This window comes from Streptomyces sp. NPDC006435 (genome assembly GCF_040612315.1).
GTDB lineage: Bacteria > Actinomycetota > Actinomycetes > Streptomycetales > Streptomycetaceae > Streptomyces.
Genome location: NZ_JBEXPY010000023.1, coordinates 78,907 through 100,263, shown reverse-complemented (window position 1 = coordinate 100,263; position 21,357 = coordinate 78,907). Strand labels below are relative to the sequence as shown.

General features: G+C 71.7%; 21 protein-coding genes. 11 read left to right on the top strand and 10 right to left on the bottom strand.

From position 1 onward, the window contains the following. Positions 1–335: 335 nt before the first annotated feature. Positions 336–1,658: a PhoH family protein gene (locus ABZZ04_RS22700; protein WP_356934004.1), complete on the bottom strand. Its 1,323-nt coding sequence runs from the start codon at positions 1,656–1,658 to the stop codon at positions 336–338. A gap of 425 nt (positions 1,659–2,083) precedes the next feature. Then, complete coding sequence (locus ABZZ04_RS22695) at positions 2,084–2,845, bottom strand: isoprenyl transferase (protein ID WP_356934037.1); 762 nt, start codon at positions 2,843–2,845, stop codon at positions 2,084–2,086. Positions 2,846–3,038: 193 nt separating this feature from the next. Between ABZZ04_RS22695 and mgrA the strand changes: the two genes are divergently transcribed. Continuing rightward, a complete protein-coding gene (gene mgrA / locus ABZZ04_RS22690; RefSeq protein ID WP_356934003.1) occupies positions 3,039–4,079 on the top strand; it encodes an L-glyceraldehyde 3-phosphate reductase in 1,041 nt (346 codons plus the stop codon). Positions 4,080–4,305: 226 nt separating this feature from the next. On the opposite strand, the gene ABZZ04_RS22685 is transcribed toward mgrA, so the two are convergent. The 4 genes from ABZZ04_RS22685 to ABZZ04_RS22670 all read right to left on the bottom strand — a co-directional run bounded on the left by ABZZ04_RS22685 (position 4,306) and on the right by ABZZ04_RS22670 (position 7,375). After that, the gene (locus ABZZ04_RS22685; protein WP_356934002.1) at positions 4,306–4,857 is read right to left on the bottom strand and encodes a hypothetical protein; all 552 of its coding nucleotides are present in this window, start codon (positions 4,855–4,857) and stop codon (positions 4,306–4,308) included. Between the two features lie 203 nt (positions 4,858–5,060). After that, positions 5,061–5,519 (bottom strand): hypothetical protein, encoded by a 459-nt coding sequence (locus tag ABZZ04_RS22680; protein ID WP_356934001.1) that lies wholly within the window; start codon positions 5,517–5,519, stop codon positions 5,061–5,063. Positions 5,520–5,630: 111 nt separating this feature from the next. Continuing rightward, positions 5,631–6,440 (bottom strand): class I SAM-dependent methyltransferase, encoded by an 810-nt coding sequence (locus ABZZ04_RS22675; protein WP_356934000.1) that lies wholly within the window; start codon positions 6,438–6,440, stop codon positions 5,631–5,633. A gap of 95 nt (positions 6,441–6,535) precedes the next feature. Further along, complete coding sequence (locus ABZZ04_RS22670) at positions 6,536–7,375, bottom strand: A24 family peptidase (RefSeq protein WP_356933999.1); 840 nt, start codon at positions 7,373–7,375, stop codon at positions 6,536–6,538. A 97-nt stretch (positions 7,376–7,472) separates the two neighbouring features. On the opposite strand from ABZZ04_RS22670, the gene ABZZ04_RS22665 reads away from it, so the two are divergent. Continuing rightward, the gene (locus tag ABZZ04_RS22665) at positions 7,473–7,862 is read left to right on the top strand and encodes a DUF192 domain-containing protein (protein WP_356933998.1); all 390 of its coding nucleotides are present in this window, start codon (positions 7,473–7,475) and stop codon (positions 7,860–7,862) included. Between the two features lie 182 nt (positions 7,863–8,044). Here the strand turns inward: ABZZ04_RS22665 and ABZZ04_RS22660 are convergent, their stop codons facing one another. Beyond that, the gene (locus tag ABZZ04_RS22660; RefSeq protein ID WP_262376251.1) at positions 8,045–8,629 is read right to left on the bottom strand and encodes an XRE family transcriptional regulator; all 585 of its coding nucleotides are present in this window, start codon (positions 8,627–8,629) and stop codon (positions 8,045–8,047) included. Between the two features lie 211 nt (positions 8,630–8,840). Between ABZZ04_RS22660 and ABZZ04_RS22655 the strand changes: the two genes are divergently transcribed. The 5 genes from ABZZ04_RS22655 to ABZZ04_RS22635 all read left to right on the top strand — a co-directional run bounded on the left by ABZZ04_RS22655 (position 8,841) and on the right by ABZZ04_RS22635 (position 14,813). Continuing rightward, positions 8,841–9,992, top strand: coding sequence for a Zn-dependent alcohol dehydrogenase (locus tag ABZZ04_RS22655; protein WP_356933996.1), 1,152 nt, complete (start codon positions 8,841–8,843; stop codon positions 9,990–9,992). Next, positions 9,989–11,419 (top strand): APC family permease, encoded by a 1,431-nt coding sequence (locus ABZZ04_RS22650; protein ID WP_356933995.1) that lies wholly within the window; start codon positions 9,989–9,991, stop codon positions 11,417–11,419. The genes ABZZ04_RS22655 and ABZZ04_RS22650 overlap by 4 nt, the downstream gene beginning before the upstream one ends. 208 nt (positions 11,420–11,627) lie before the next feature. Further along, positions 11,628–13,637 (top strand): hypothetical protein, encoded by a 2,010-nt coding sequence (locus ABZZ04_RS22645; protein ID WP_356933994.1) that lies wholly within the window; start codon positions 11,628–11,630, stop codon positions 13,635–13,637. Between the two features lie 85 nt (positions 13,638–13,722). Beyond that, positions 13,723–14,307: a hypothetical protein gene (locus ABZZ04_RS22640; RefSeq protein WP_356933993.1), complete on the top strand. Its 585-nt coding sequence runs from the start codon at positions 13,723–13,725 to the stop codon at positions 14,305–14,307. 56 nt (positions 14,308–14,363) lie between these two features. Then, positions 14,364–14,813 (top strand): DUF3592 domain-containing protein, encoded by a 450-nt coding sequence (locus tag ABZZ04_RS22635; protein WP_356933992.1) that lies wholly within the window; start codon positions 14,364–14,366, stop codon positions 14,811–14,813. Between the two features lie 74 nt (positions 14,814–14,887). On the opposite strand, the gene ABZZ04_RS22630 is transcribed toward ABZZ04_RS22635, so the two are convergent. The 3 genes from ABZZ04_RS22630 to ABZZ04_RS22620 all read right to left on the bottom strand — a co-directional run bounded on the left by ABZZ04_RS22630 (position 14,888) and on the right by ABZZ04_RS22620 (position 18,906). After that, positions 14,888–15,616: a hypothetical protein gene (locus tag ABZZ04_RS22630; RefSeq protein WP_356933991.1), complete on the bottom strand. Its 729-nt coding sequence runs from the start codon at positions 15,614–15,616 to the stop codon at positions 14,888–14,890. Between the two features lie 77 nt (positions 15,617–15,693). Continuing rightward, positions 15,694–18,105: a Tox-REase-5 domain-containing protein gene (locus tag ABZZ04_RS22625; RefSeq protein WP_356933990.1), complete on the bottom strand. Its 2,412-nt coding sequence runs from the start codon at positions 18,103–18,105 to the stop codon at positions 15,694–15,696. Between the two features lie 207 nt (positions 18,106–18,312). After that, positions 18,313–18,906 (bottom strand): hypothetical protein, encoded by a 594-nt coding sequence (locus tag ABZZ04_RS22620; protein ID WP_356933989.1) that lies wholly within the window; start codon positions 18,904–18,906, stop codon positions 18,313–18,315. 311 nt (positions 18,907–19,217) lie between these two features. Here ABZZ04_RS22620 and ABZZ04_RS22615 point away from each other — a divergent pair, with 311 nt between their 5' ends. The 4 genes from ABZZ04_RS22615 (at position 19,218) to ABZZ04_RS22600 (ending at position 21,342) form a co-directional block, all read left to right on the top strand. Continuing rightward, on the top strand, positions 19,218–19,721 hold the full coding sequence (locus ABZZ04_RS22615; protein WP_356933988.1) for a DinB family protein: 504 nt from the start codon (positions 19,218–19,220) through the stop codon (positions 19,719–19,721). 68 nt (positions 19,722–19,789) lie between these two features. Continuing rightward, entirely contained in the window at positions 19,790–20,182 is a 393-nt protein-coding gene (locus tag ABZZ04_RS22610; RefSeq protein WP_356933987.1) for an AraC family transcriptional regulator, read from the top strand. Between the two features lie 119 nt (positions 20,183–20,301). Next, positions 20,302–20,712, top strand: a complete 411-nt coding sequence (locus ABZZ04_RS22605) for a VOC family protein (protein ID WP_356933986.1) — start codon at positions 20,302–20,304, stop codon at positions 20,710–20,712. A gap of 105 nt (positions 20,713–20,817) precedes the next feature. After that, positions 20,818–21,342, top strand: coding sequence for a VOC family protein (locus ABZZ04_RS22600; protein ID WP_356933985.1), 525 nt, complete (start codon positions 20,818–20,820; stop codon positions 21,340–21,342). Positions 21,343–21,357 lie beyond the last annotated feature (15 nt).

Below are 21,357 nucleotides of genomic sequence, written 5' to 3'. Positions count from 1 at the left end.
CCTGGCGCTGGCCTCCCCACTGCTTGGGTCACGGGAGGCACGGGCCCGGTGGGCGACTCCGCGAAGGAGTGCCGCGTGGTACTCGCGGGCGGCATACGGACGGCGTTTGTTGAGTTGTGTGGTGCGTGGCACCTTTGGAGGTGCTCGTGTGCCGTATGCGGGGCCTGACGGAAGCAAGACTCTGCCGGAACGGGGCACCGGGAAGCAATTCTCCGTTGCGTGTGAAAGCTCACACCTCGTTCGGAGCAAGTGATTTACGAAAATACCGCCGCAGCACGGTGCCGCCCGGCTAAGCTACTGCGCTCGCCGGGCGGCACCAACTGTCGTATCCCGTATCAGATCTGGCCTTCCTCCAGCATTTCGGTCACCAGTGCGGCGATGTGCGAGCGCTCGGAGCGGGTGAGCGTGACGTGCGCGAAGAGCGGATGCCCCTTCAGCTTCTCGACCACGGCGACGACCCCGTCGTACCGGCCGACCCTGAGATTGTCCCGCTGGGCCACATCATGCGTGAGGACGACCCGGGAATTCGCCCCGATCCTGGACAACACGGTCAGCAGGACGTTCCGTTCGAGCGACTGCGCCTCGTCGACGATCACGAAGGCGTCGTGCAGCGAACGGCCCCGGATGTGGGTGAGCGGCAGGATCTCCAGCATCCCGCGCCCCAGCACCTCCTCGATCACCTCGCGCCCGGCGACCGCCGAGAGCGTGTCGAAGACCGCCTGCGCCCAGGGGCTCATCTTCTCGGCCTCGGTGCCGGGGAGGTAGCCCAGCTCCTGCCCGCCGACCGCGTACAGCGGACGGAAGACCATCACCTTGCGGTGCTGCCTGCGCTCCAGGACGGCTTCGAGGCCGGCGCAGAGCGCCAGCGCCGACTTGCCGGTGCCGGCCCGGCCGCCCAGGGACACGATGCCGACGTCCTGGTCGAGGAGCAGGTCGAGCGCGATGCGCTGCTCGGCGCTGCGGCCGTGGATGCCGAAGACCTCCCGGTCGCCGCGCACCAGGCGCACATTGCCCTCGGCGGTGACCCGGCCGAGCGCCTTGCCGCGCTCGGACCGCAGGACCAGCCCGGTGTGCACGGGCAGTTCGGCGGCCTCGGGCACGTACAGCGTCTCCTCCCCGTACAGAAGGTCCACCTGATCGGCACCGAGCGGGAGCTCCGACATGCCCGTCCAGCCGGAGTCGGTGATGGCGAGTTCGGCGCGGTACTCCTCGGCGAGGAGGCCGACCGAGGACGCCTTGATGCGCAGCGGCAGGTCCTTGGAGACGACCGTGACGTCGTACCCCTCGGCCTGGAGGTTGCGCGCGACCGCGAGGATCCGTGAGTCGTTGTCCCCCAACCGGTAGCCGGCGGGCAGCACGCCGGGGTCGGAATGGTTGAGTTCGACGCGCAGCGTCCCGCCCAGATCCCCGAGCGGGATCGGGGCGTCCAGCCGGCCGTACCTGACCCGGAAGTCGTCCAGCAGACGCAGGGCCTGCCGGGCGAAGTAACCGAGCTCCGGATGGTGCCGTTTGGCCTCCAGTTCCGTGACCACGACGATCGGGAGCACGACTTCGTGCTCGTCGAACCGGGCCATGGCGTTCGGATCGGCCAGCAGCACGCTGGTGTCGAGAACGTAGGTGCGCCTGTCGGGCATGCGGCGCTTTGTGCTGGTCACCACGGAAGGACGTACCCCCTCGGACGAGGTTGGGGTGCGACGGCGTCGCGGAGCATCCCAATGGGAGAGAACGGACCGGGCTCTGGCCCCGTTGCGCGGGCCGAGCACCGGCCCTCCGCGTCGGCCGCACGGTGTGTACGGTCCTTCGTGTGCAAAGGGCCTCCCGGGCGAGCGGACTCCATGCCGCTCATCTGGACACGACATCCGCCTGGTTCCTGACCGGATGTCGACCTGTCAGGGGTATTCCCTCGAACACGCGAAGCCATGCCGCCCGGGGCGGGTGAGCTGGGAGTTGTGCCCCGGCCGCATGTGATCCGGGATGCGGTCCGGGGCCTGTCCGGGATGCGATCCGGGGTGTGGTCCGGAATGTCCGTCCGTACCGTTGTGCCCCCGCGCCCCGGACGGGCCGGGGGGCGGCGAACGCGGCGTCAGCCGCCGTAGCGGCGGTGGCGGGCCGCGTAGTCGCGCAGGGCACGCAGGAAGTCGACCCGGCGGAAGGCCGGCCAGAAGACCTCGCAGAAGTAGTACTCGGAGTGCGCGCTCTGCCAGAGCATGAAGCCGGACAGCCGCTGCTCGCCGCTGGTGCGGATGACCAGGTCCGGGTCGGGCTGGCCCCGGGTGTAGAGGTGTTCGGAGATCAGGTCGGTGGAGACGATCTCCGCGAGGTCCTCGAAGGACGTCCCCTTGGCGGAGTGCTCCAGCAGCAGCGAGCGGACCGCGTCCGCGATCTCCTGCCGCCCGCCGTAGCCGACCGCGACGTTGACCAGTATTCCGTCGATCCCGATCGTGGCCTGCTCGGCCTCCTTGAGCACCGTCTGGGTGTGGGAGGGCAGCAGGTCGAGCGTGCCGACGTGGTGGACCCGCCAGCGGCCGTCCGCCGCGAGGTCGCGCACCGTGTTCTCGATGATCTTGAGGAGCGGGGTCAGCTCGGCCTCGGGCCGGTCGAAGTTGTCCGTGGACAGCAGCCAGAGCGTGACGACTTCCACGTCCGTCTCGCTGCACCAGCCGAGGAGTTCCTTGATCTTGTCCGCACCCGCCTGGTGGCCCTGCGCGGCCGTGCCGCCGGACGCCTTCGCCCAGCGCCGGTTGCCGTCGAGGATGACGCCGATGTGCTTGGGCACCTGGGTATGGTCCAGGCGGGACTCCACCCGGCGCGCGTAGAGCCCGTACACCAGGTCGCGCAAGTTCACTGAGTTCACCTCTCGGTTCCGTGCGGGCCCGCCCGCCCCTGTGCCCGGGGTCGTCCCCCCGGGTCACCGCGCCGGTACACAGAGTCCGTCGCCACCGCCATGTCATGACGGCCCCCCGAAGCCGCCACATTACTGCGCAGGGGGCGTACCGGCCCAACCCGGTCTGTCACAAGTCCGTGATAAGGAGAGAAACGTGACTGATTCCCCTCTCCATTACCTGGCCGCCGGTTCGCGCTACGACTCCATGGAGTACCGCCGCACCGGCCGCAGCGGTCTCAAGCTGCCCGCCGTCTCGCTCGGTCTCTGGCACAACTTCGGCGACGACCGCACGCTGGACTCCCAGCGGGCGATCCTGCGCCGCGCCTTCGACCTGGGCGTGACCCACTTCGACCTGGCCAACAACTACGGGCCGCCGCCCGGCTCCGCCGAGCTCAACTTCGGCAAGATCTTCCACCAGGACTTCGCGCCGTACCGGGACGAGCTGATCGTCTCCACCAAGGCCGGTTACGAGATGCACCCGGGCCCGTACGGCGAATGGGGCTCCCGCAAGTACCTGCTGTCCTCGCTCGACGCCTCGCTGAAGCGGATGGGCCTGGACTACGTCGACGTCTTCTACTCCCACCGCTTCGACCCGGAGACCCCGCTGGAGGAGACGATGGGGGCCCTGGCCTCCGCCGTCCAGCAGGGCAAGGCGCTGTACGTGGGGGTGTCCTCGTACAACGCGGAGCAGACCGCCGAGGCGGCCCGGCTGCTCCGGGAGATGGGCGTCCCGGCCCTGATCCACCAGCCGTCCTACTCGATGATCAACCGCTGGATCGAGGACGACGGCCTGCTCGACACCCTGGAGGAGGCCGGCATGGGCTGCATCTCCTTCGTGCCGCTCGCCCAGGGCCTGCTCACCGGCAAGTACCTGACGGGCATCCCCGAGGGTTCGCGCGCCACCCAGGGCAAGTCCCTGGACCCCGGCCTGCTCTCGGACGAGGTGGTGCGCCGGCTGAACGGGCTGAACGACATCGCCCGGCGGCGCGGCCAGTCGCTCGCCCAGCTGGCGCTGTGCTGGGTGCTGCGCGACCCCCGGATGACCTCCGCCCTGATCGGCGCCTCCAGCGTGGCGCAGCTGGAGGAGAACGTCGCGGCGCTCGCCGGGGCCCCGCTGTCCGACGAGGAACTGGCCGAGATCGACACCTTCGCCGTGGACACCGCGGGCACCAACATCTGGGCCGGGCGGAGCTGACGGAGGACGGGCCGCGCGGGACCGGTGCGTGACCGGTCCCGCGGCCCGAAAGAAAACGGGCCGGTCCGTGGGGGGGGATACGGACCGGCCCGAGGGGGGGTTTCCACCATAACCCTTCGTAAGTGATGCTGCGCGCCACGCCACTCCACAATTACTCTCCGAGTTCACTGAACTCCGTTGCGCGCGCGTCACCGGGTTGACGGCCCGCGGGCCGCCCGGCGGGCTCTCAGTGGCCCCCGACCGGCTTCACACAGCCGGTTCCCTCCAGGTACTTGCCGTGCGTCTCGGCCTTGACGACCCCGCCGGTCTCGCCGTCCAGCGACCCCACCACGCAGAGCCTGCCGAGGTCGAGGATGAAGGTGGTGCGGTGGGTGCCGAAGGTGCCGGTGGATATGGACCCGGGCGGGTAGCCCAGGTCGGTGAGCGCGGTACGGACCCGGGGTTCGGTGCTCCTGCGGCCCTCCGCGATCCCGGAGAGGCCCGCCACGACCTTCTTCACCTCGGCGTCGCCCCGCTCCCGGTCGGCCGGGGACAGCTCGGCGGTGGACTGGAAGGCGTGGTTCTCCCGGTACTTCGAGGCGTCGCTGCCGTCGACGGGTCCGTCGGCCCCGGCACTCCCGGCGTTCCCGGCGGACGGGGCGCCGCTCGTGCCGGACCCGTCGGTCCCGGACCCGGATCCGGCCCGCTCCGTGCCGCAGCCGACGAGGGCGAGGAGGGGTACGAGAACGAGTGCCGTCGCGGTGGCGGCGGTTCCTGCCGCGCGTCTCACAGAGGTCATGCGCCGAGTATGGGACAGGGCCCGGCCCCGGGGGCCGTCCTCCCCGAATCGTCCGGCACCGTCCGGATCGCGGTCATCTGCCGGGCGGGGGCGCGGAGTTGGGGTCGGGGTCCGGATCGGGTCCGGGGTCGGTCGCGGGAACGCGGGCGGGGCGGTTCAGGGGTCGGCGGGGGTGTGGGTGCGGGTGGGGCGGTCGCCGGGGTTCAGGCGGTGGCCGGGGCGCCGCGGTGGCCGCGGGTGAAGCGGATCGTCATGGTGTCGCCACCGGCGACCACGAAGCTGCCGCCCTCGCAGCGGATGACGGCCTCGCGCACCTCGCCCCGTTCGTCGCCGTGCTCCTCGGTGCGGGTGACGGTCCAGCCGCCGTCGGGCGGCGGCGGCAGGTTCGTCACGGGGGCGAACTCCCACTGCCCCGAGGGCACGCACCAGTCGGGCAGCCGGGGCCAGGCACCCGGGCCGACCCGCAGGGCCCCCTCCGACGCACAGGTCAGGAGCACCGACTGGCCGTCGGCCAGCAGGAACTCGACGGCCTCCGGTTCCCCGACCCGCCCCTCCGGCCGGTAGAAGACACCGAGCACCCCGACGATCCGGGCACCCCTGAGCCAGTCGGCCCTCCTCTGCCGCGGGACGCGCGGTGCCCCGTCCTCGTTCCCCGTCCTCATGACGATCCCCTTCCCCGGCGCTCACCGTCCAGGGTCGCACCCTTCGCGGAGTACGGGGCGGTGATCGTCCGGGGCCGCGGCCGGTTTCCGCCCCGGTTCCCGCCCGGGCGGTCACCGCGGTTTGCGGGCCTCGATCAGGAAGCGGGTGGTGTGGGCGACGAACGGGCCCTCGGTCTCGATCCGGTGGTGCAGTTCGGCCAGCCGCGAGCGGTACTCCTCGACGGTGAAGCCCGGCACCATCCAGATCACCTTCCGCAGGAAGTAGACGACGGCGCCGATGTCGAAGAACTCGGTGCGCAGCCGCTCCGCCCGCAGGTCGACGACCTCCAGTCCGGCCGCCTCCGCCGCGGCCCGGGCCCGCTCGGGGTCCCGGGCGCCGCGCACCCGCGGCGGCTGCGGGCCGAGGAAGTACTCGACGAGCTCGAAGACGCTGGCCGGGCCGACCTGCTGCGAGAAGTACGTGCCGCCGGGGGCGAGCACCCGCGCGATCTCCTCCCACCAGGTGGTCACCGGGTGCCGGCTGACCACCAGGTCGAAGGCCTCGTCGCCGAACGGCAGCGGCGGCTCGTCCGGGTCGACGACCACGACCGCGCCGCGCGGGTGCAGCAGGGCGGTGGCACGGGCGACGTTCGGCGGCCAGGACTCGGTGGCGACGACGAGCGGCGGCAGTCTCGGCACGGACGCGAGGACCTCGCCGCCGCCGGTCTGGATGTCGAGCGCGGCCCGGGCCCGCCCCATCCGGTCCGCCATGGCGCGGGCGTACCCCCAGGAGGGGCGCTGCTCCGTGGCCCGGCCGTCGAGCCAGGAGAAGTCCCAGCCGGCGACCGGCACGGCGGCGGCCTCGGCGACGAGGGCGTCGAATCGCGCGCGTTCGGTCTCCGCCGCCGCGCCTGTCTCTTCTTCCTCGGGTGTACCGGCCATGGGGAAATGGTGTCAGCCGGGCGTCGGCCCGCGCGACCTCAATACCCCGGGGCCACCGCGGATCGTGGCGGGGCCGGGGACCGCCCGGCCGGTTCTCAGGCGGCCAGGGCTCCGAGCAGGATGCCCAGCAGCGCGCCCGTGATCATGAACGGGCCGAACGGGATGCCGGTCTTGCGCCCGGCCCGGCGCAGGACCATCAGCCCGAACCCGTACGCCGCTCCGAGCAGGAACCCGGCGAACCCGCCGGCGAACAGCACGGCCCAGCCGTACCAGCCGAGGGCCACGCCCAGTGACAGGGCGAGCTTGACGTCGCCGAAGCCCATGCCGTTCGGGTTGATGAGGAAGAGCAGGAAGTAGAAGCCGCCGAGCGCGGCCCCGCCGAGCAACCCGGACAGCCACGATCCGCCGTGCTCGGGAAGGAGCGCCGCGATGCCCAGGAGCACGGTGACGGCGCCGGCCGCGGGCAGGGTCAGCGGGTCGGGCAGCCGGTGGACGCGGCGGTCGACGGTCGCGAGGAGCACGCCGACGGGGGCCAGCAGCAGCCAGGCGGCGAGTTCGGGGCGGGCCCCGGTGGCGGCGGCGAGCGCGGCGCAGACGAGCGCGGTGACGACGGGGACGAGGGTGCCGGGGGCGTAGCGCGCCGGATGCGTGGGGGCCGGGGACCCGGGGTCGGGGGACGCGGACTCGGGGGGTGTGGAGTCGTCGGGGGCGACCGGCCCGGTGCCCGCGGCGACGGGCACGGGCGCGGCGGCGCACTCCGGGCAGCGGGTGGAGCCGAGCCAGCCGCGGGCGATCCCGGTCAGGGGGTGCCCGGCGGGGCAGGTGTCGCGCCATGCCTCGTCCGGCTCGACGGAGAACCGGTGGGCGGCGCGCGGGACCAGCAGTCCGGCCGCTGCGCCCCAGAGTGCGGCGAGCACTGTCAGCATGGCTTCCACGGAGCCGACCCTAAGCGGGTGCCGGGCACCGGTCATGGGTCCTGGGACCCACTGCGCACCGTTCCGGACCCAGCAGCCGTCACCGGGCGCTACCTTCATGGCCATGGCTCAATGGCGCAATGGCAGCGGTACGTTGACGGTCACCGACGCACAGGGAGGTCAGGGGCGGCGAATCCCGTTGCGGATCGCGGCCTCGTACCGGGCCCGCAGCCGGGGGCTGCTCGGGCAGGACGGGATCGACGGTGCCCTCATGATCACCCCGTGCGGGAGTGTGCACTGCTTCGGGATGCGGTTCACCATCGACGTGGCCTACCTGGACCGGAAGTTCAAGGTCCTGGCGGTGCGCACGATGAAGCCCGGACGGCTGGGGCTGCCCCGGCTGCGGGCCCGGCACGTGATCGAGGCGGAGGCCGGGGCGATGGAGGAGTGGGGGCTGCGGCCGGGGGCGCGGGTGGAGATCGTCCAGGACTCGGCCGACGGCAACTGAGGTGGCCGTGGCACCCGTTTCGTGACGCCCGCTTTGTGGCACCCGTTTCGTGACGCCCGTCCCGTAACGTTCGTTCCTTAACGCCCGTTTCACAAGGAACCTCCCGCAACGCCCCTTTCGCGGCGACCTGTTCGTGAGGGATTGGGGGCGTTCCCGGCCCCCGCTCCCCGCCCCGCCTCCCGCTACGGCCGGAGCTTGGTGCGGGAGAGCGGCAGGGCGGGCGCGATCGACCAGAGGACCTCGGCCTCGTCCTCGCCGGGGTTGTCCCAGGCGTGCGCGGCCCGCGCCGAGAACGTCGTCGAGTCACCGGCCTCCAGGAGCCTGGGCTCGCCGTCCACGCTCAGCCGCAGCGTGCCGCGGACCATGTAGGCGAAGACCGTCTCGGCCTCCAGGCTGTACGCGCCGCCGGAGCCGCCGCCCGGCCGCAGGATCGTCCGCATGACCTGGACGTGCCGCTCCTCGGCGGGCGTGAGGAGGAACTCCTCGATGCCGTGCCCGCCCATCTCCAGCCTGGCGCCCAGACCGCTCTTGACGACGTCCTGGTCCGGATAGTCGAAGAGCGTGGCGATGCCGGTGCCCAGGGCCTCGCAGATACGGATCAGGGTCGGGACGGAGACCGAGGTCTTGCCGCGCTCGGCAAGGCTGACGAATCCCTTGGTCACACCCGCCGCCTCGGCGACCTGCGCGAGCGTCAGCCCCTGCGCCAGGCGGAGCTCGCGCAGCCGCGGACCGATCGTGGACATGTGGCTGTCAGGGGCTTCGGACATGGCGGACACGCTACCTGTCGGGGTCGTCACCGTCGGTGGCCGGGGGAAAAAGCAGGTCGGAAGGGTCTTTACCCATCGAGTTTAGTGCTGTAAAACTCTGACGAAAGTTTAATGGCACTAAACAGGGTGCCCCGGCGGCCGCCGCGCCTCCCCCTTCGCCGGCCGCCGCACCCCTCCCCCGACCGTTCCGCACCACCCGAGGAGTAAGCCGATGAGCTCCCCGTCCTCCCAAGAGAGCACCGCGCGCACCGTCCGCGGCGTCGTCTTCCGCTCCCCGGACCAGGAGGTGACCGTCACCGACGTCACCCTGGCCCCGCCCGGCCCCGGCGAGGTCGAGGTCGCCGTGACGGCGGCCGGCGTCTGCCACTCCGACCTCCACGTCCTGCGTGGCGAGTGGGACCACCCCACCCCGGTCGTGATGGGGCACGAGGGCTCCGGCGTGGTCACCGCGCTCGGCGACGGCGTCACCGGCCTGGAGATCGGCGACCACGTCGTCCTGTCCTGGGTCCCCTCCTGCGGCACCTGCCGGTTCTGCCTGGCCGGGCGGCCCGCCGCGTGCGCCCTGGTCGCCGAGGTCGTGGCGCCCGGCGGAGTGCTGTACGACGGCACCAGCCGGCTCTCCGTCGACGGCGAGAAGGCCCACCACTACCTGGGGGTCTCCTCGTTCGCCGAGCGCGTCGTGGTCCCCGCCTCCGGTGCGATCAAGGTCCGCGAGGACGCGCCCCTCGACGTCATCGCCCTGGTCGGCTGCGCCATCGCCACCGGTGTCGGCGCGGTCCGCAACACGGCGGGCGTCGAGGCCGGGGCCACCGTCGCCGTCATCGGCTGCGGCGGCGTGGGCCTGTCCTGCGTGCAGGGCGCCCGGCTGGCGGGGGCCGGCCGCGTCGTCGCCGTCGACGTCGTACCGGAGAAGCTGGAGCTGGCCCGTCGGCTCGGCGCGACGGACACCGTCGACGCCCGGGACGGCGACGTCGTCGCGGCCCTGCGCGCCCTGGTCCCGGAGGGACTGGACTACGTCTTCGACGCCATCGGCAAGATCGAGACCACCGAGCAGTCCATCGCGGCGCTCGGCCAGGGCGGCGCCGCCGTCATCGTCGGCCTCCCGCCGGCCGGCCGCACCGCGCGCTTCGACCCCCTCGCCCTCGCCGAGGCCGACCAGCGCATCCTCGGCTCCAACTACGGCTCGGTCGACGCCGCCCGGGACATCCCCGCGCTGGTGGACCTCGTGGTGTCGGGCGACCTCGACGTGGAATCGATGATCTCGGCACGGCGTCCGCTGGACGAGGCGGGCGACGCACTGGCCGACCTCGCCGCCGGCCACGCCCTGCGCCAGCTGCTGATGATGGAGGAGGACCGGACATGAGCACCGCCGGAAAGCAGACCACCGACGCGAAGCCGGCCGACGGCCTGGCCCACCGCTCCGTCTCCACCTTCGAGGTCGGCGCGCAGAGCGTCGCCAACGTCGCGCCCAGCGCCGTCATCGCGTTCGCCCCCGCCAGCATGGCCGCGTCCGCGGGCAACGGCGCCTGGTTCTCCTTCTTCCTCGCCATGGCCGCCGTGCTCGCCATCGCGTACTGCATCTGCGTCTTCGCCCGCAGGCGCGCCGGGGTCGGCTCGTTGTACGCCTTCTCCCGGCTCTCGCTCGGGGCGCCCGGCTCGTTCGTGACCGGGTGGGCGCTGCTCATCGGGGCGGTGTGCATCGGCTCGGGTTCGCTGGCCGGTGCCGGCTACTACACGGCGCGCGCCCTCGACCAGATCGGCATCGGGCTCTTCACCGGCATCCCCGGACAGATCCTGCTCGACGTGCTGCTGGCCGCCGTCGCGATCCGGCTGACGATCGCCAGTGTGCGGACCGCGGCCCGGGTCGCCTCCGTCCTGGAGGTCGTGTCGATCGTCCTCATCGTCGTCGTGCTGGTCCCGGCCTTCTTCAAGAGCGGGAACATCATCGACACCGAGCAGCTGAGCCTCAGCGGCTCCACCCTCGACGGCGTCGTCTTCGCCGTGGTGCTGGGCGTGCTCGGCTTCGTCGGGTTCGAGGGCGCCGCGTCGCTGGGCGCCGAGGCCACCGACCCGTACCGGGCGATCCCCCGCTCGGTGATGGGCAGTGCGGTGCTGGCCGGTGTGCTGTACATGTTCGCCACGTACGCCCAGGTCGCCGGGTTCGGCGGGGCGGACGCCCTGGCGGGGAGCGCCGACCCGATGGACGAACTGGCGGAGCTGTCCGGCCTCGGCTTCCTGAAGTTCTTCCTGCACGCGGGCTTCGCGGCCTCGTTCGTGGCCGTGGTGATGGCCTGCGTCACGGTCTCCGCCCGGCTGCTGTTCGGCATGGCGAAGGAGGGCGTGATGCCGGCCCGGCTCGGTGTCGCCCACCCCCGCCACCGGACCCCGTCCGCGGCCATCTGGGCCGTCGCCCCGTTCGTCGCGGTCCCCGCGGTGCTGGTGGTCGGCGCCGGGACGGAGCCGCTGGACGCGACGACGTACATCGACACCATCGGCGTCTTCGGCTACATGCTCAGCTACACCCTGGTGTGTCTGGCCGCGCCGCTGTTCGTGCGCCGGATCGGGGCCCGCGGGCTGCTGGTCTCCTGGACCCTCGGCCTGATCGGGGCCGCCGCGATGGTCTACGTCTTCTACCGCAACCTGTGGCCGGTCCCGGAGTCCCCGCTGAACGTGCTGCCGTACGTGTTCGTCGGCGCGCTGGTCGTCGGGATCGCCGGATTCGCCGTGCTGCGGGTCCGCAGGCCGGAGGTCGCCGAGCGCGCCGGAACGTTCGCGGACGACCTGGACTGACCCCCGGGCCCGCCTCCCGGCGCCCGCCCGTCCCCCGGTGCCCCGCTCCCCCGCTTCCCGCGGGCGGTGCGGGGCACCACTCGTTGGGCCCGACTTTGGGGCCAAGGGCCCAGGTCACCCGGCTCGTACATCCGTACGCTCACGCTCGAACCCGAAATGTTGAACTGCGGGCTCGGGCATGGCAAGTGGACGTCGGAGAGGGAGAACCGTGACTGGTGGCGGGGGCTGGGGAAGCGGAAGCGCGGGCCGCATACCGCCGGGGAACGGGGGTGCCGGCTCCGGCCAGAGCGGCGGCGTGTTCTTCGCTCTGACCCGCAGCTGGGCCGCCGGTGCGCTGGTGTACATCGCCGCCGGGTACCTCGTGTCGCGCGGGCTCGTCGAGATGCTGGCCACCGAGGAGCGGCTGGCCAGCTTCGGCTGGCGGCTGGGGGTGCTGCACGTCCCGAACGTCATCACGACCGTCCTCACGGTGCTGGCCGCCGCCCGCGTCCTGCCCGACGAGCACCGCGAGTCCCGCCTCGTGTCCCTGTCGGCCGCCCTCGGCGTGCCGGTTGCCGCGCTCGGCTACGGGCTCGCCGTGTCCTGGCACGTCATGAACATCGAGGGCACGCTGATGCCCATCGTCTCGCTGGCGACCGGCGCGGCGGCCGGACTGGCCGTCGACCGGCTCCTGGACGACCGAGCGGACGACCCGGCACCGGCCCCGTACCACCCGTACTCCTGGCGGGACGGCGGTGCCACCGCCATGGAGTACCTGGGGGTGGTCGTCCTCGTCGTCACGCTGATCGGCGCGATGTCCATGGCGGGCGTCGGCGGCCAGATCGGCGAGCGCATCCGCTGCGCGGTCAGCGCGCTGGGCGGCGGCGGGGGCGGCTGCTCCACGGGCGGCGGCAACAACGGGGAGAACACCGCCAAGCCGAAGACGGACGCCGACTACGAACCCAAGATGTGCCAGGTCTCCAGCATCACCGACACCGTCGGCGGCAAGGTGAAGATCGGCTGGTTCGAGTGGGGCAACGAGTACGGCTTCCAGCAGAAGGTCAGCCAGGCCAGCACGGACGTGAACGAGGACGGCAAGGTCGACGAGAACGACAAGCTGGTCTACATGACGTTCACGGACGCGGCGTCGGCCGGCGCCACCGCCAGCACCCCCGGCGTCAAGCTCGGCAAGCTGGGCAAGGCCGATGTGGACGTCGGCGGCGGCATCAAGATCACCAACGGTGACACCTGGGTCTTCAAGAGCGAGGAGGAGGCCCAGAAGATGCGCGACGACATCGAAGAAATGAAGATGTGGGAGACCTCCACGAAGTACAGCGGCGGCTACGGCGGCGGCTGGTACTCCGGAATGAAGTGGGCCGACAAGAAGAAGCAGGTCGAGGACCAGATCGGCAACAAGAAGATCTCCTACTCGACCATCGGCCTCAACGGGTACGCGGACGGCGGCCTCTCCATCAGCGCGGGCGACGAGTCCGAGCTGGGCGCGAAGCTCGGCGGCAAGGCGAAGTTCTCCCCCGAGGTGACCATCACCAAGGACGACGTCAACGGCAACGAGTCGTACACGTACACCGCCAAGCTCGAACTGGAGGGCAAGGTCAGCGGTTCGGCCGGTCCGCTCGGCGGCACGGCCGGCGTGAAGGACAACCGGACCGGGGCGATCACCGTCACCCGCGACCAGAAGACCGGCAAGATCGTCCGCATCGACATGACCCAGACCCTCGAAGGCGGTTCCACCTCCAACAAGGGCGAGGTCAAGGGCGACAACGGCGAGAAGGGCAAGGACAAGCGGGGCGGCAAGGTCAGCGGCTCCGACTCCTCCGGCGAGACCGGCATCCAGGTGCAGAGCAACTCGATCGTCTTCGGCAAGGACACGGACAAGGCCACCGAGGACAAGCGGGCCATCGCCGAGCAGTGGCTCGACGGCTCCGGCAACAACACCGCCCCGTTCGAGTACATGTTCGGCGACCACTCCATGCAGGACCGGCCCACCGGCGGCGACCCCTTCGAGCAGCTGATGTTCGAGGACGGCCTGTCGAGCTCCATGAAGTACAACGGCCTGACGGACGCCCAGGAGTTCGGCTTCGAGGTGTCGCTCGGCATGAGCCTCGGGTTCTCCATCTCCGACGAGCACAAGAAGGAGACGCTGACGGACGCGGAGTTCCTCGGGGCCCCGCAGGGCGACAAGCGCTCGTACCTGCCGTACAGCTACTGCGCGAAGTAGCGACGGCGGTGCGACGGGCGGTACCGGGCCCGGCTACGGTGCCCGGTAACCGCGGCCACCACGCACGACGACAAGGCGATAGGCGATGACGACGACGATGAAGATGTCCCGGGCGATCGGCGCAGCTGCTGCCGCCGCCATCGGCCTCGCCCTGCTCGCCGGCTGCGGCGGCGACCCCGCCGCCGTCCCGGAGGGCTGGGGCACACTCGACACCAGGAGCCTCTCCGTCGGTTACCCGGAGGACAAGGGCTACAAGGAGCAGGCAAAGGCCGACCGCGCCGAGTCCAACGCCGCCGTCGCGCTCAAGAAGGAGGGCGGGGTGCGGTCCGGCATGGTCTCCGTCCAGCTCGACTTCGCCACGGGGGTGGACGACGCCGACGAGGCAGCGGCGGCGGCGGGCGCCGGGATCGGTCTCGGGGCGACCCGCAAGAACACCGAGGACGTGCGGCTCGCGGGCCCGGAAGGCGCCCGCGACGCCCGCCGGATCGACTACGAGTTCCTGTCGAGCGGCAAGGACGGGACCCCGGCGCCCGGCACCCGGATGACGGGCGTCGTGGTGGCCGGTGTCGACTCCGAGGACGTGCCGTTCGCCGTCCGGATCAACGCCGTGAAGGGCGCGCTGAGCAAGCAGGACCTCGACGCCTTCGTCGACTCCATCACGGTCAAGTAGGCCGAGTAGGTTGGTTCGGTCAAGTAGGCCGAGCAACGGACCGGGAGCACCCGTTCATGCAGATCCTGCCCGGTGGCACTGCCACGTTCCTGCTGCTGTTCGGCCTGTTCCTCGGCGCGTTCGCGGTCCGTTCGGCGCTGCGCCTGTACCGGGTGCTGCGGCTGCTGCAGCGCGGTGAGCGCGTCGGGGGCCGGTGCACGGACCGCCTGACGGTGGACCGGGGCCCCGGCTCGGAGCGCGGCTACACCACCGAGTACGTCTTCGCGTTCCGCACCCGCGACGGCCGCGACGTCGAGTTCACCGCCCGCGCCCCGGGCCCGTTCGGCTTCGAGGTCGGGGCGCCAATCCAGGTCAGTTACGACCCGGCCGACCCGGAGCACAGGGTCACGATCGCCGGGCCGGAGGCGTGGGGGCCGGTGCTGATGCCGGCGGTGTTCACGCCCATGCTCGGGGCGTTCGCGGGGATGCTGCTGGCCGGTTTCGCGGCGATGCGGGGCTGGATCTGAGGCACGGTACGCCCGTGACCCCGGGCGTGCACGGACCGCGGGCATTCCCCCGGGCGTGCACGGACCCGTGACCCTCAGAACGTGGCGCGGTCGAACGGCTTCGGAAGCCCCTCCAGCGCCCCGGCCTCCCGCAGCCGCTCGTTCGCCCCGATGACCGTGTCGATGTCCGGGAGCTTCGTGCCGCCGCACGTGAGGTCGACGACCAGACCGTCGTGCGCGGTGCGGACGTACGTCCCGGGCAGGTCCTCGGGGGCGCGGGCGGCCCGGCCGGCGGAGAGGAAGACCGCCCGGCCGCAGCGGGGGTCGCTGTTCTTCAGGTCGAACCGCTCGGCCACCGCCCGGTACTGGGGCCGGTCGTACACCTGGCCCGCGTCGAACTCCCAGTGCTCCGCGAGGAGCCGCAGGATCTCCGGGGCGCGGCGGATCACCTCCGCGGTCTCGTCCACCTCGCGCGAACGGAAGGAGAGCGCGACGGAGTTGCCCGCGTACTGCGAGGTGCTGCCCGCGTGGATCGCCAGGGACACGTGCGCCGAACCGGGGTTGCGCGCCCACAGCGACGCGGTGTAGCCGATCACGTCGAGGTCGGGGCCCGTGTTCCCCCGCTCGATGTACTCCGCCAGCGCGGCGGCCGAGGGCTCCAGCACCGGATCGGACGGGCTGCCTTCCCCGGCCTCGTGCCACCCGTCGAAGGTCGAGCCGTCCATGTCCTTGAGCGCGGCGAACGTCACGGCCCAGCGCTCGGCGACGTCCGCCACTGATTCCCCACGAAGGCCCCAGAGGCCGTTCACCACGACGTTCAGCACGACACGTTCTCCCTGGGGCCCGGGCCCCGGTCCTGGATCCTCGGTTCTCGGCTCGCTGTCCGCCGTTCTTCCGGCGCTCAGTTGCCGACCACGTCCCCGGGGGTGTTGATCACCTTAACCGGGATGCCCCGGTCCTCGAACATCTCCCGCGCCGCCTCGGCGACGTCCGGGTCGGACATGTGCCACTCGACCGGCTTGCCGCGGGCCGCGTCGACCTGCCGACTGGCCTGGTCCGCCCACCGGTCGGCGACCTTCGGGGTGAGCGTCCCGGTGTCGGCGTCGTAGAAGTCCTTGCCCCGGTACCCGTACTTCGCCTCCAGGTAGGTGCCCCGCGAGGCGTCCCAGCCGTCGAAGTCGACCGGCTTGCCCGTGAGTTTGTCCAGCGGCACCCGGTACTCCTTGCCGCGGCCCACCTTGGAGATCTGCTCCTGGTAGCGGGCACCCATCTCGGTCGGGTAGCTCCAGACGCCCGGCTTGATCTCCTGCCAGTTGCCCTCGCCGCCGTCCTTGGAACCGGTCGTCGGGTCCTTCAGGTCCTTGTACCACTCCGGCTTCGGCTGGTTCTGGGCGCGCTCCAGGTCCTTCTTCCGCTTGGCCGCCTTCGCGGCCGCGGCGGCCTCGTCGGCCAGTCGCTGGGCTTCCTCGGCGGCTGCCTTCTTCTCCGGGTCGACCTCGCCGCAGTCCTGCGCGAAGAACCCGACGGGCACGGACGTGCGCGGGCCGGCCAGGACCCCGGTGCCGGTTCCGGGCAGACCCGGTGCGGTGCCACCGCCGTACGGGACCCGCAGGCGGCCGCCCAGGCCGACGGTGCAGCCCTTGAGACCGGCTTCCTCGGCGGCGTCGTCGGCGTGCTGCCGCGCTTCCTTCGCGGCCTTCTCGGCGGCGTCGACGTCGCCCGCCTTGGCGGCCTTCTTCGCCTTGGACGCGGCCTCCGACGCCTTCTGGGCGACCTCGCCCAGCTTGCCGAGTTTCCCGAGCTTGCCCAGCTTCCCGAACTTGCCGATGAGCTTGGCCTCGCCGTACCCCGGGATGAGGAGGGAGCCGATGTTCCAGAGACCGGTGCCGATCGCCTGGCCCTCGTTGCCCTCCTTCCACATGTCCCGGACCTCGTCGCCGATGAACATGTCGTCGAGGACCTTGAGGCCGGTGCCGCCGGACGCCTTGGTCCAGTCCCAGATCGCACCGAGGTAGTCGCCCTTGGACCACTTGTCACCGGCGCCCTTGGAGTCCTGACTCCACTTGTCGCCGAGGCTCTTGCCGTAGTCCATCAGGCCGTTCCACGCATCGACGGGGTGGAAGATCGTGTCGATCGTGCCCGTGATGTCGCCCCACAGGCCGTCGCCGATCAGGCCCTCGAAGAAGCCGCCGGTCTGGTGCGCGGCGCAGGAGAAGAACGCGCCGATGCCCGAGGTGCAGCTCTCGTCGTCGCCGTCGCCGTTGTCGCCGCCGTCGTCCGGGACGTCGCCCCCGTCCACCTCTCCCGAGGTGTCCACGTCGTCGCCGCCGTCGTCGACCTGGATGGTGTCGCCGCCGGTGGAGCCGGAACTGCCGGAACCGCCGGATGCGTCCGAACCGCCCGACGCCCCGGAGCCGCCCGACGCGTCGGCGCCGCCGGAACCGCCGGAACCTCCCGAACCGGTCGTGGTGCCGCCCGCCGTGTCCGAGCCGCCGGAACCCGAGTCCGATCCGCCCGAGTCCGATCCGCCGGAGTCCGATCCGCCGGTGGTGGTCGAGCCCCCGGAGTCCGTGCCGCCGGCCGCGTCGGACCCGCCCGAACCCGTGCTGCCGCCGGACGAGGCCCCGTGACCCGCCTCCACCTCGCCGCCGCCGGGCGCGGGGCAGGCGCTGCCGGTCAGCCGGCAGATCGCGTCCTGCATGCCGCCGGTGATCTGGGCGCCGATGCCCGTGACGACGAGCCCGGCGATGAGGGCCACGACCACCAGGACCATGCCCAGGTATTCCATCGCGGTCTGACCGGCGTCGTCACGGCGCCACCTGATCATGCGCGCGATGCTGAACCGCCGGTGCGGGGCACGCTGTTCGGGGCTCAGGTCGAACCACTCGCGGGAACTCGCCCGGAACAGCAGGACAACGACGACAACGGGGATCACCAACTGTGTGATGCCCCGCCCGCCCCCGTCCTTGCCGAGGGTCGACAGCGCCCCTGTGATGAACCAGACGTGCACGGCGAGCAGGCCGCGCCAGATCCAGACGCCGCCCGTGCGCACGTAGAGCGACAGCACGAGACCGATCACGCTCGGCAGCGCCGCGTACAGCAGCAGCCCGAAGAGCTGGCCGTCGACCTCGTTGACCGCCGACGCCACCGTCAGGACACCGGTACCGCCCAGCACCGCGGCCGCGAAGAGCAGCCGGACGAGGATCAGTACCGCCTGCAGCGGTCGCGGCAGGGACTGTCTGCCCTGCCGGGTCATGGCGATGCCACCACCGTCGGCGCCGCCCGCAATCGCGAATCCACCTGTGCCAGACACGACGAGTCCCCCAGCTTGCCGGTGCGCGGCCACAGTTCAGCCACTCCACGCATCCGACCACACCGGCACCCTTCGGGGCATGGGCCCCAGGGCCCAATGCAACGCTCAAAGTCACCGATTCTTATGGGAGTTGCGGAGCAATGGAACAAACGGGACACCCCTCGGCACCCCGCCGACCCCGGTCGACACCGGTCGGCCCCGCCGCCGCTACCGCACGGGGACCTCGCTGCCGAACAGCATCCAGGGCGACTGGTCGTAGGAGGCCACCCCGGACAGCTGCGGCTGCACCGCGGCGATCTCGTGCCGCACGGCGAGCGTGTCGGGCCAACTGTCGAAGCACGCCGTCCCGTTGATGACGACACTGCTCCAGTCCGTCGCCACGGAGGCGCCCTCGCGGTCGACGACGAACCCGATGCAGAGCACGGAGGCCCGCCCTATCGCCTCCCGGATCGCCCGCGCGGCCGCCTCCTGCTCGTCCCGGGTCAGCAGGCCGAACCCGAATTCCAGCGCGACGACCCCGTCCCGCATCCGGTAGACGCGGGAGGGCACCTCGGTGCCGCTGCTCGTCCACAACAGGAAGTCGACCGTGTCGAGCCGTTGCAGCCCGGCCAGCAGCACGAGCTGCTCCCGGGTCACCCAGGACGGAGCGGCCCGGGAGCCGGGCCCCGGACCGAGAAGCGTGACCCGTCTGGTGACGGGGTGGGCGAGCCGCAGCCCCGCCGCGTCGAGGTCGCCGAAGAGGGACTCGGCGTCCGGTCGGCTCCAGCCGAGATGGTACGAGTAGAAGAAACCGTCACTCATCGACACATCACCCCATGAACGGATACAGGTGGAGCGTGCAGATCAACGTGCGTGCGGGCGCGCCGGACGGACGCCCGTGACGGGCGCCGGGTCGGGTGTGCTCACGATTGGTCACGCATGAGCGTAATGAGATTCATCCGTGCGGGCGTGGGCCCACGGACCCAGGGCGGACCCCAATGGTCCGGTACCGGACCCCGGCCCCGGCCCCGGCCCCGGTACCGACGCCGGTGCCCCGCCGCCGGTGCCGGGGCCGTGCGGGTGCCGGTTTATACGATGGACAGACCCCGGTCCGTCGCCCATGGTGTACGTCGATGACACGCACCGATTCGCCTCCCGCATGGGACGAGCGCACCCAGCTGGCCACCTTCCTCGACTACGCCCGCGACACCGCACGCGCGAAGTGCGAGGGCGTCTCCCCCGACGACGCCCGCCGGGCCCCGCTGCCGGGCTCGCCCCTGATGACGATCGCCGGGCTGATCAACCACCTCAGCTGGGTCGAGTACCACTGGTTCGAGGTGGTCTTTCTCGGCGGGGAGGACGAGGGCCCCTGGACGGACGAGGACCCCGACCGCGAGATGCGCATCGCGGTGGACATGCCGCTCGCCGACGTCCTCGCCCTGTACGCGGAACGGACCGCCCGTTACCGCGAACTGGTCGCCTCCCACGACCTGGACACCCCGGCGGAGCGTCCGCGCCGGGACGGCAGGTCCCCCGATCTGCGCTGGATCGTCCTGCACCTGATCGAGGAGACCGCCCGGCACAACGGCCACCTCGACATCATCCGCGAGATCGTCGACGGCACCACCGGCGTCTGATCCGGCACCCGCACCGCACACCACGCCCCGCCCCGGAACACCGGGCGGGGCCGTGGTGTGATGGCGCCGTGAGCCGCGCCACCGAAGAGACCAACCGCCGCATGCTCCGGGCCCGGGACGCGATGGACCGCGCCTACGCGCAGCCGTTGGACGTCCCCGCCCTGGCCCGGATCGCCCATGTGTCCCCGGCGCACTTCGCCCGTACCTTCCGGGCCACGTTCGGCGAGACGCCGCACCGCTACCTGCAGCGCCGCCGGGTGGAGCGCGCGATGTTCCTGCTGCGGGAGACCGACCGCCCCGTGACGGACATCTGCTTCGAGGTCGGCTTCGGCAGCCCGGGGACGTTCAGCCGCACCTTCCACGACATCGTCGGCAGGTCGCCGCGGACGTACCGCAAGGAGACGGTGGCCGCGGGCGTGCCGACGTGCTTCACGATGGCGTGGACCCGGCCGAGCGCCTGACCGCCGGCCCCGTACCGCTTCCCCCGCGCCCCCTTCCCGCACCCCTTGTCTCGTGCCCGCTCCCCGATCGAGCAGTTCCGGATAAGTTTTCCCCGGGACGGCCCCGTAGCGTGATGCACATGTTCAACGCCATCACGCACTCGCAGATATACGTCCTCGACCAGGACGAGGCCCTCGACTTCTACGTGGGCAAGCTCGGCCTGGAGGTCGTCGCCGACATCGACATGGGTTTCATGCGCTGGCTGGCCGTCGGCGTCCCCGGCCACCCCGAGCGCCAGGTCCTGCTGGAGAAGCCGGGCGCCCCGGCGATGTCCGAGGAGACGGCGGAGCAGGTCCGCGACCTGGTGACCAAGGGGGCGATGGGCGGCTGGCTCATCCTCACCACCGACGACTGCCGCAAGACGTACGAGACGCTGCTGGGCCGGGGCGTCGAGTTCACCGAGGAGCCCACCGACCGCCCGTACGGGACCGACTGCGGTCTTCGCGACCCCTTCGGCAACCGCATCCGCTTCACCCAGCCGAAGGGCTGATCGGCCGTCACGTCCCGTGCCCCTTCGGCGATACAGGACCGGATCCGACCTATTGGGTTCCTATGGTCGTCACGTCCCGAAGAACCCCGAGGAAGGACGTGACCGATGAACCGCATCGTGCCCGAAGGCCGCACCGCCGTCGCCCCCTGGGTGGTGACCGACGACACCGGTGCCCTGTTCGACTTCCTCACCGCCGCGTTCGGTGCCGAGGAGCTCGCGCGGGTACCGGTCGAGGACGGCAGCATCGGCCACGGCGAGATCCGGATCGGCGACACGACCGTACTGGCCTTCGACCGGCGGTCGGACTGGCCGGTGATGCCTTCGCTGCTGCGGGTGTACGTCCCCGACGCGGACGCCGCCATGGCCGCCGCCGTCGCCCACGGGGCGCGGGTGGTAACCGAGGCCGCCGATGCCGCGTGGGGGGATCGCGGCGGCCGGGTGCGGGACCCGTTCGGCAACATCTGGTGGGTGGTCAGCCACATCGAACAGGTCGCGCCGGACGAGACCTGGAAGCGGATGTCGGAGCCGAAGTACGTCGAGTCGATGCGCATGGCCCAGGAAACCCTGGACGCCGAGCTCAGCGGCCGCGAGAAGGGCGTGGCGAGCGCCCCGCTGCGCCCGGCGGACTGAGCCGGCCGACCAGGG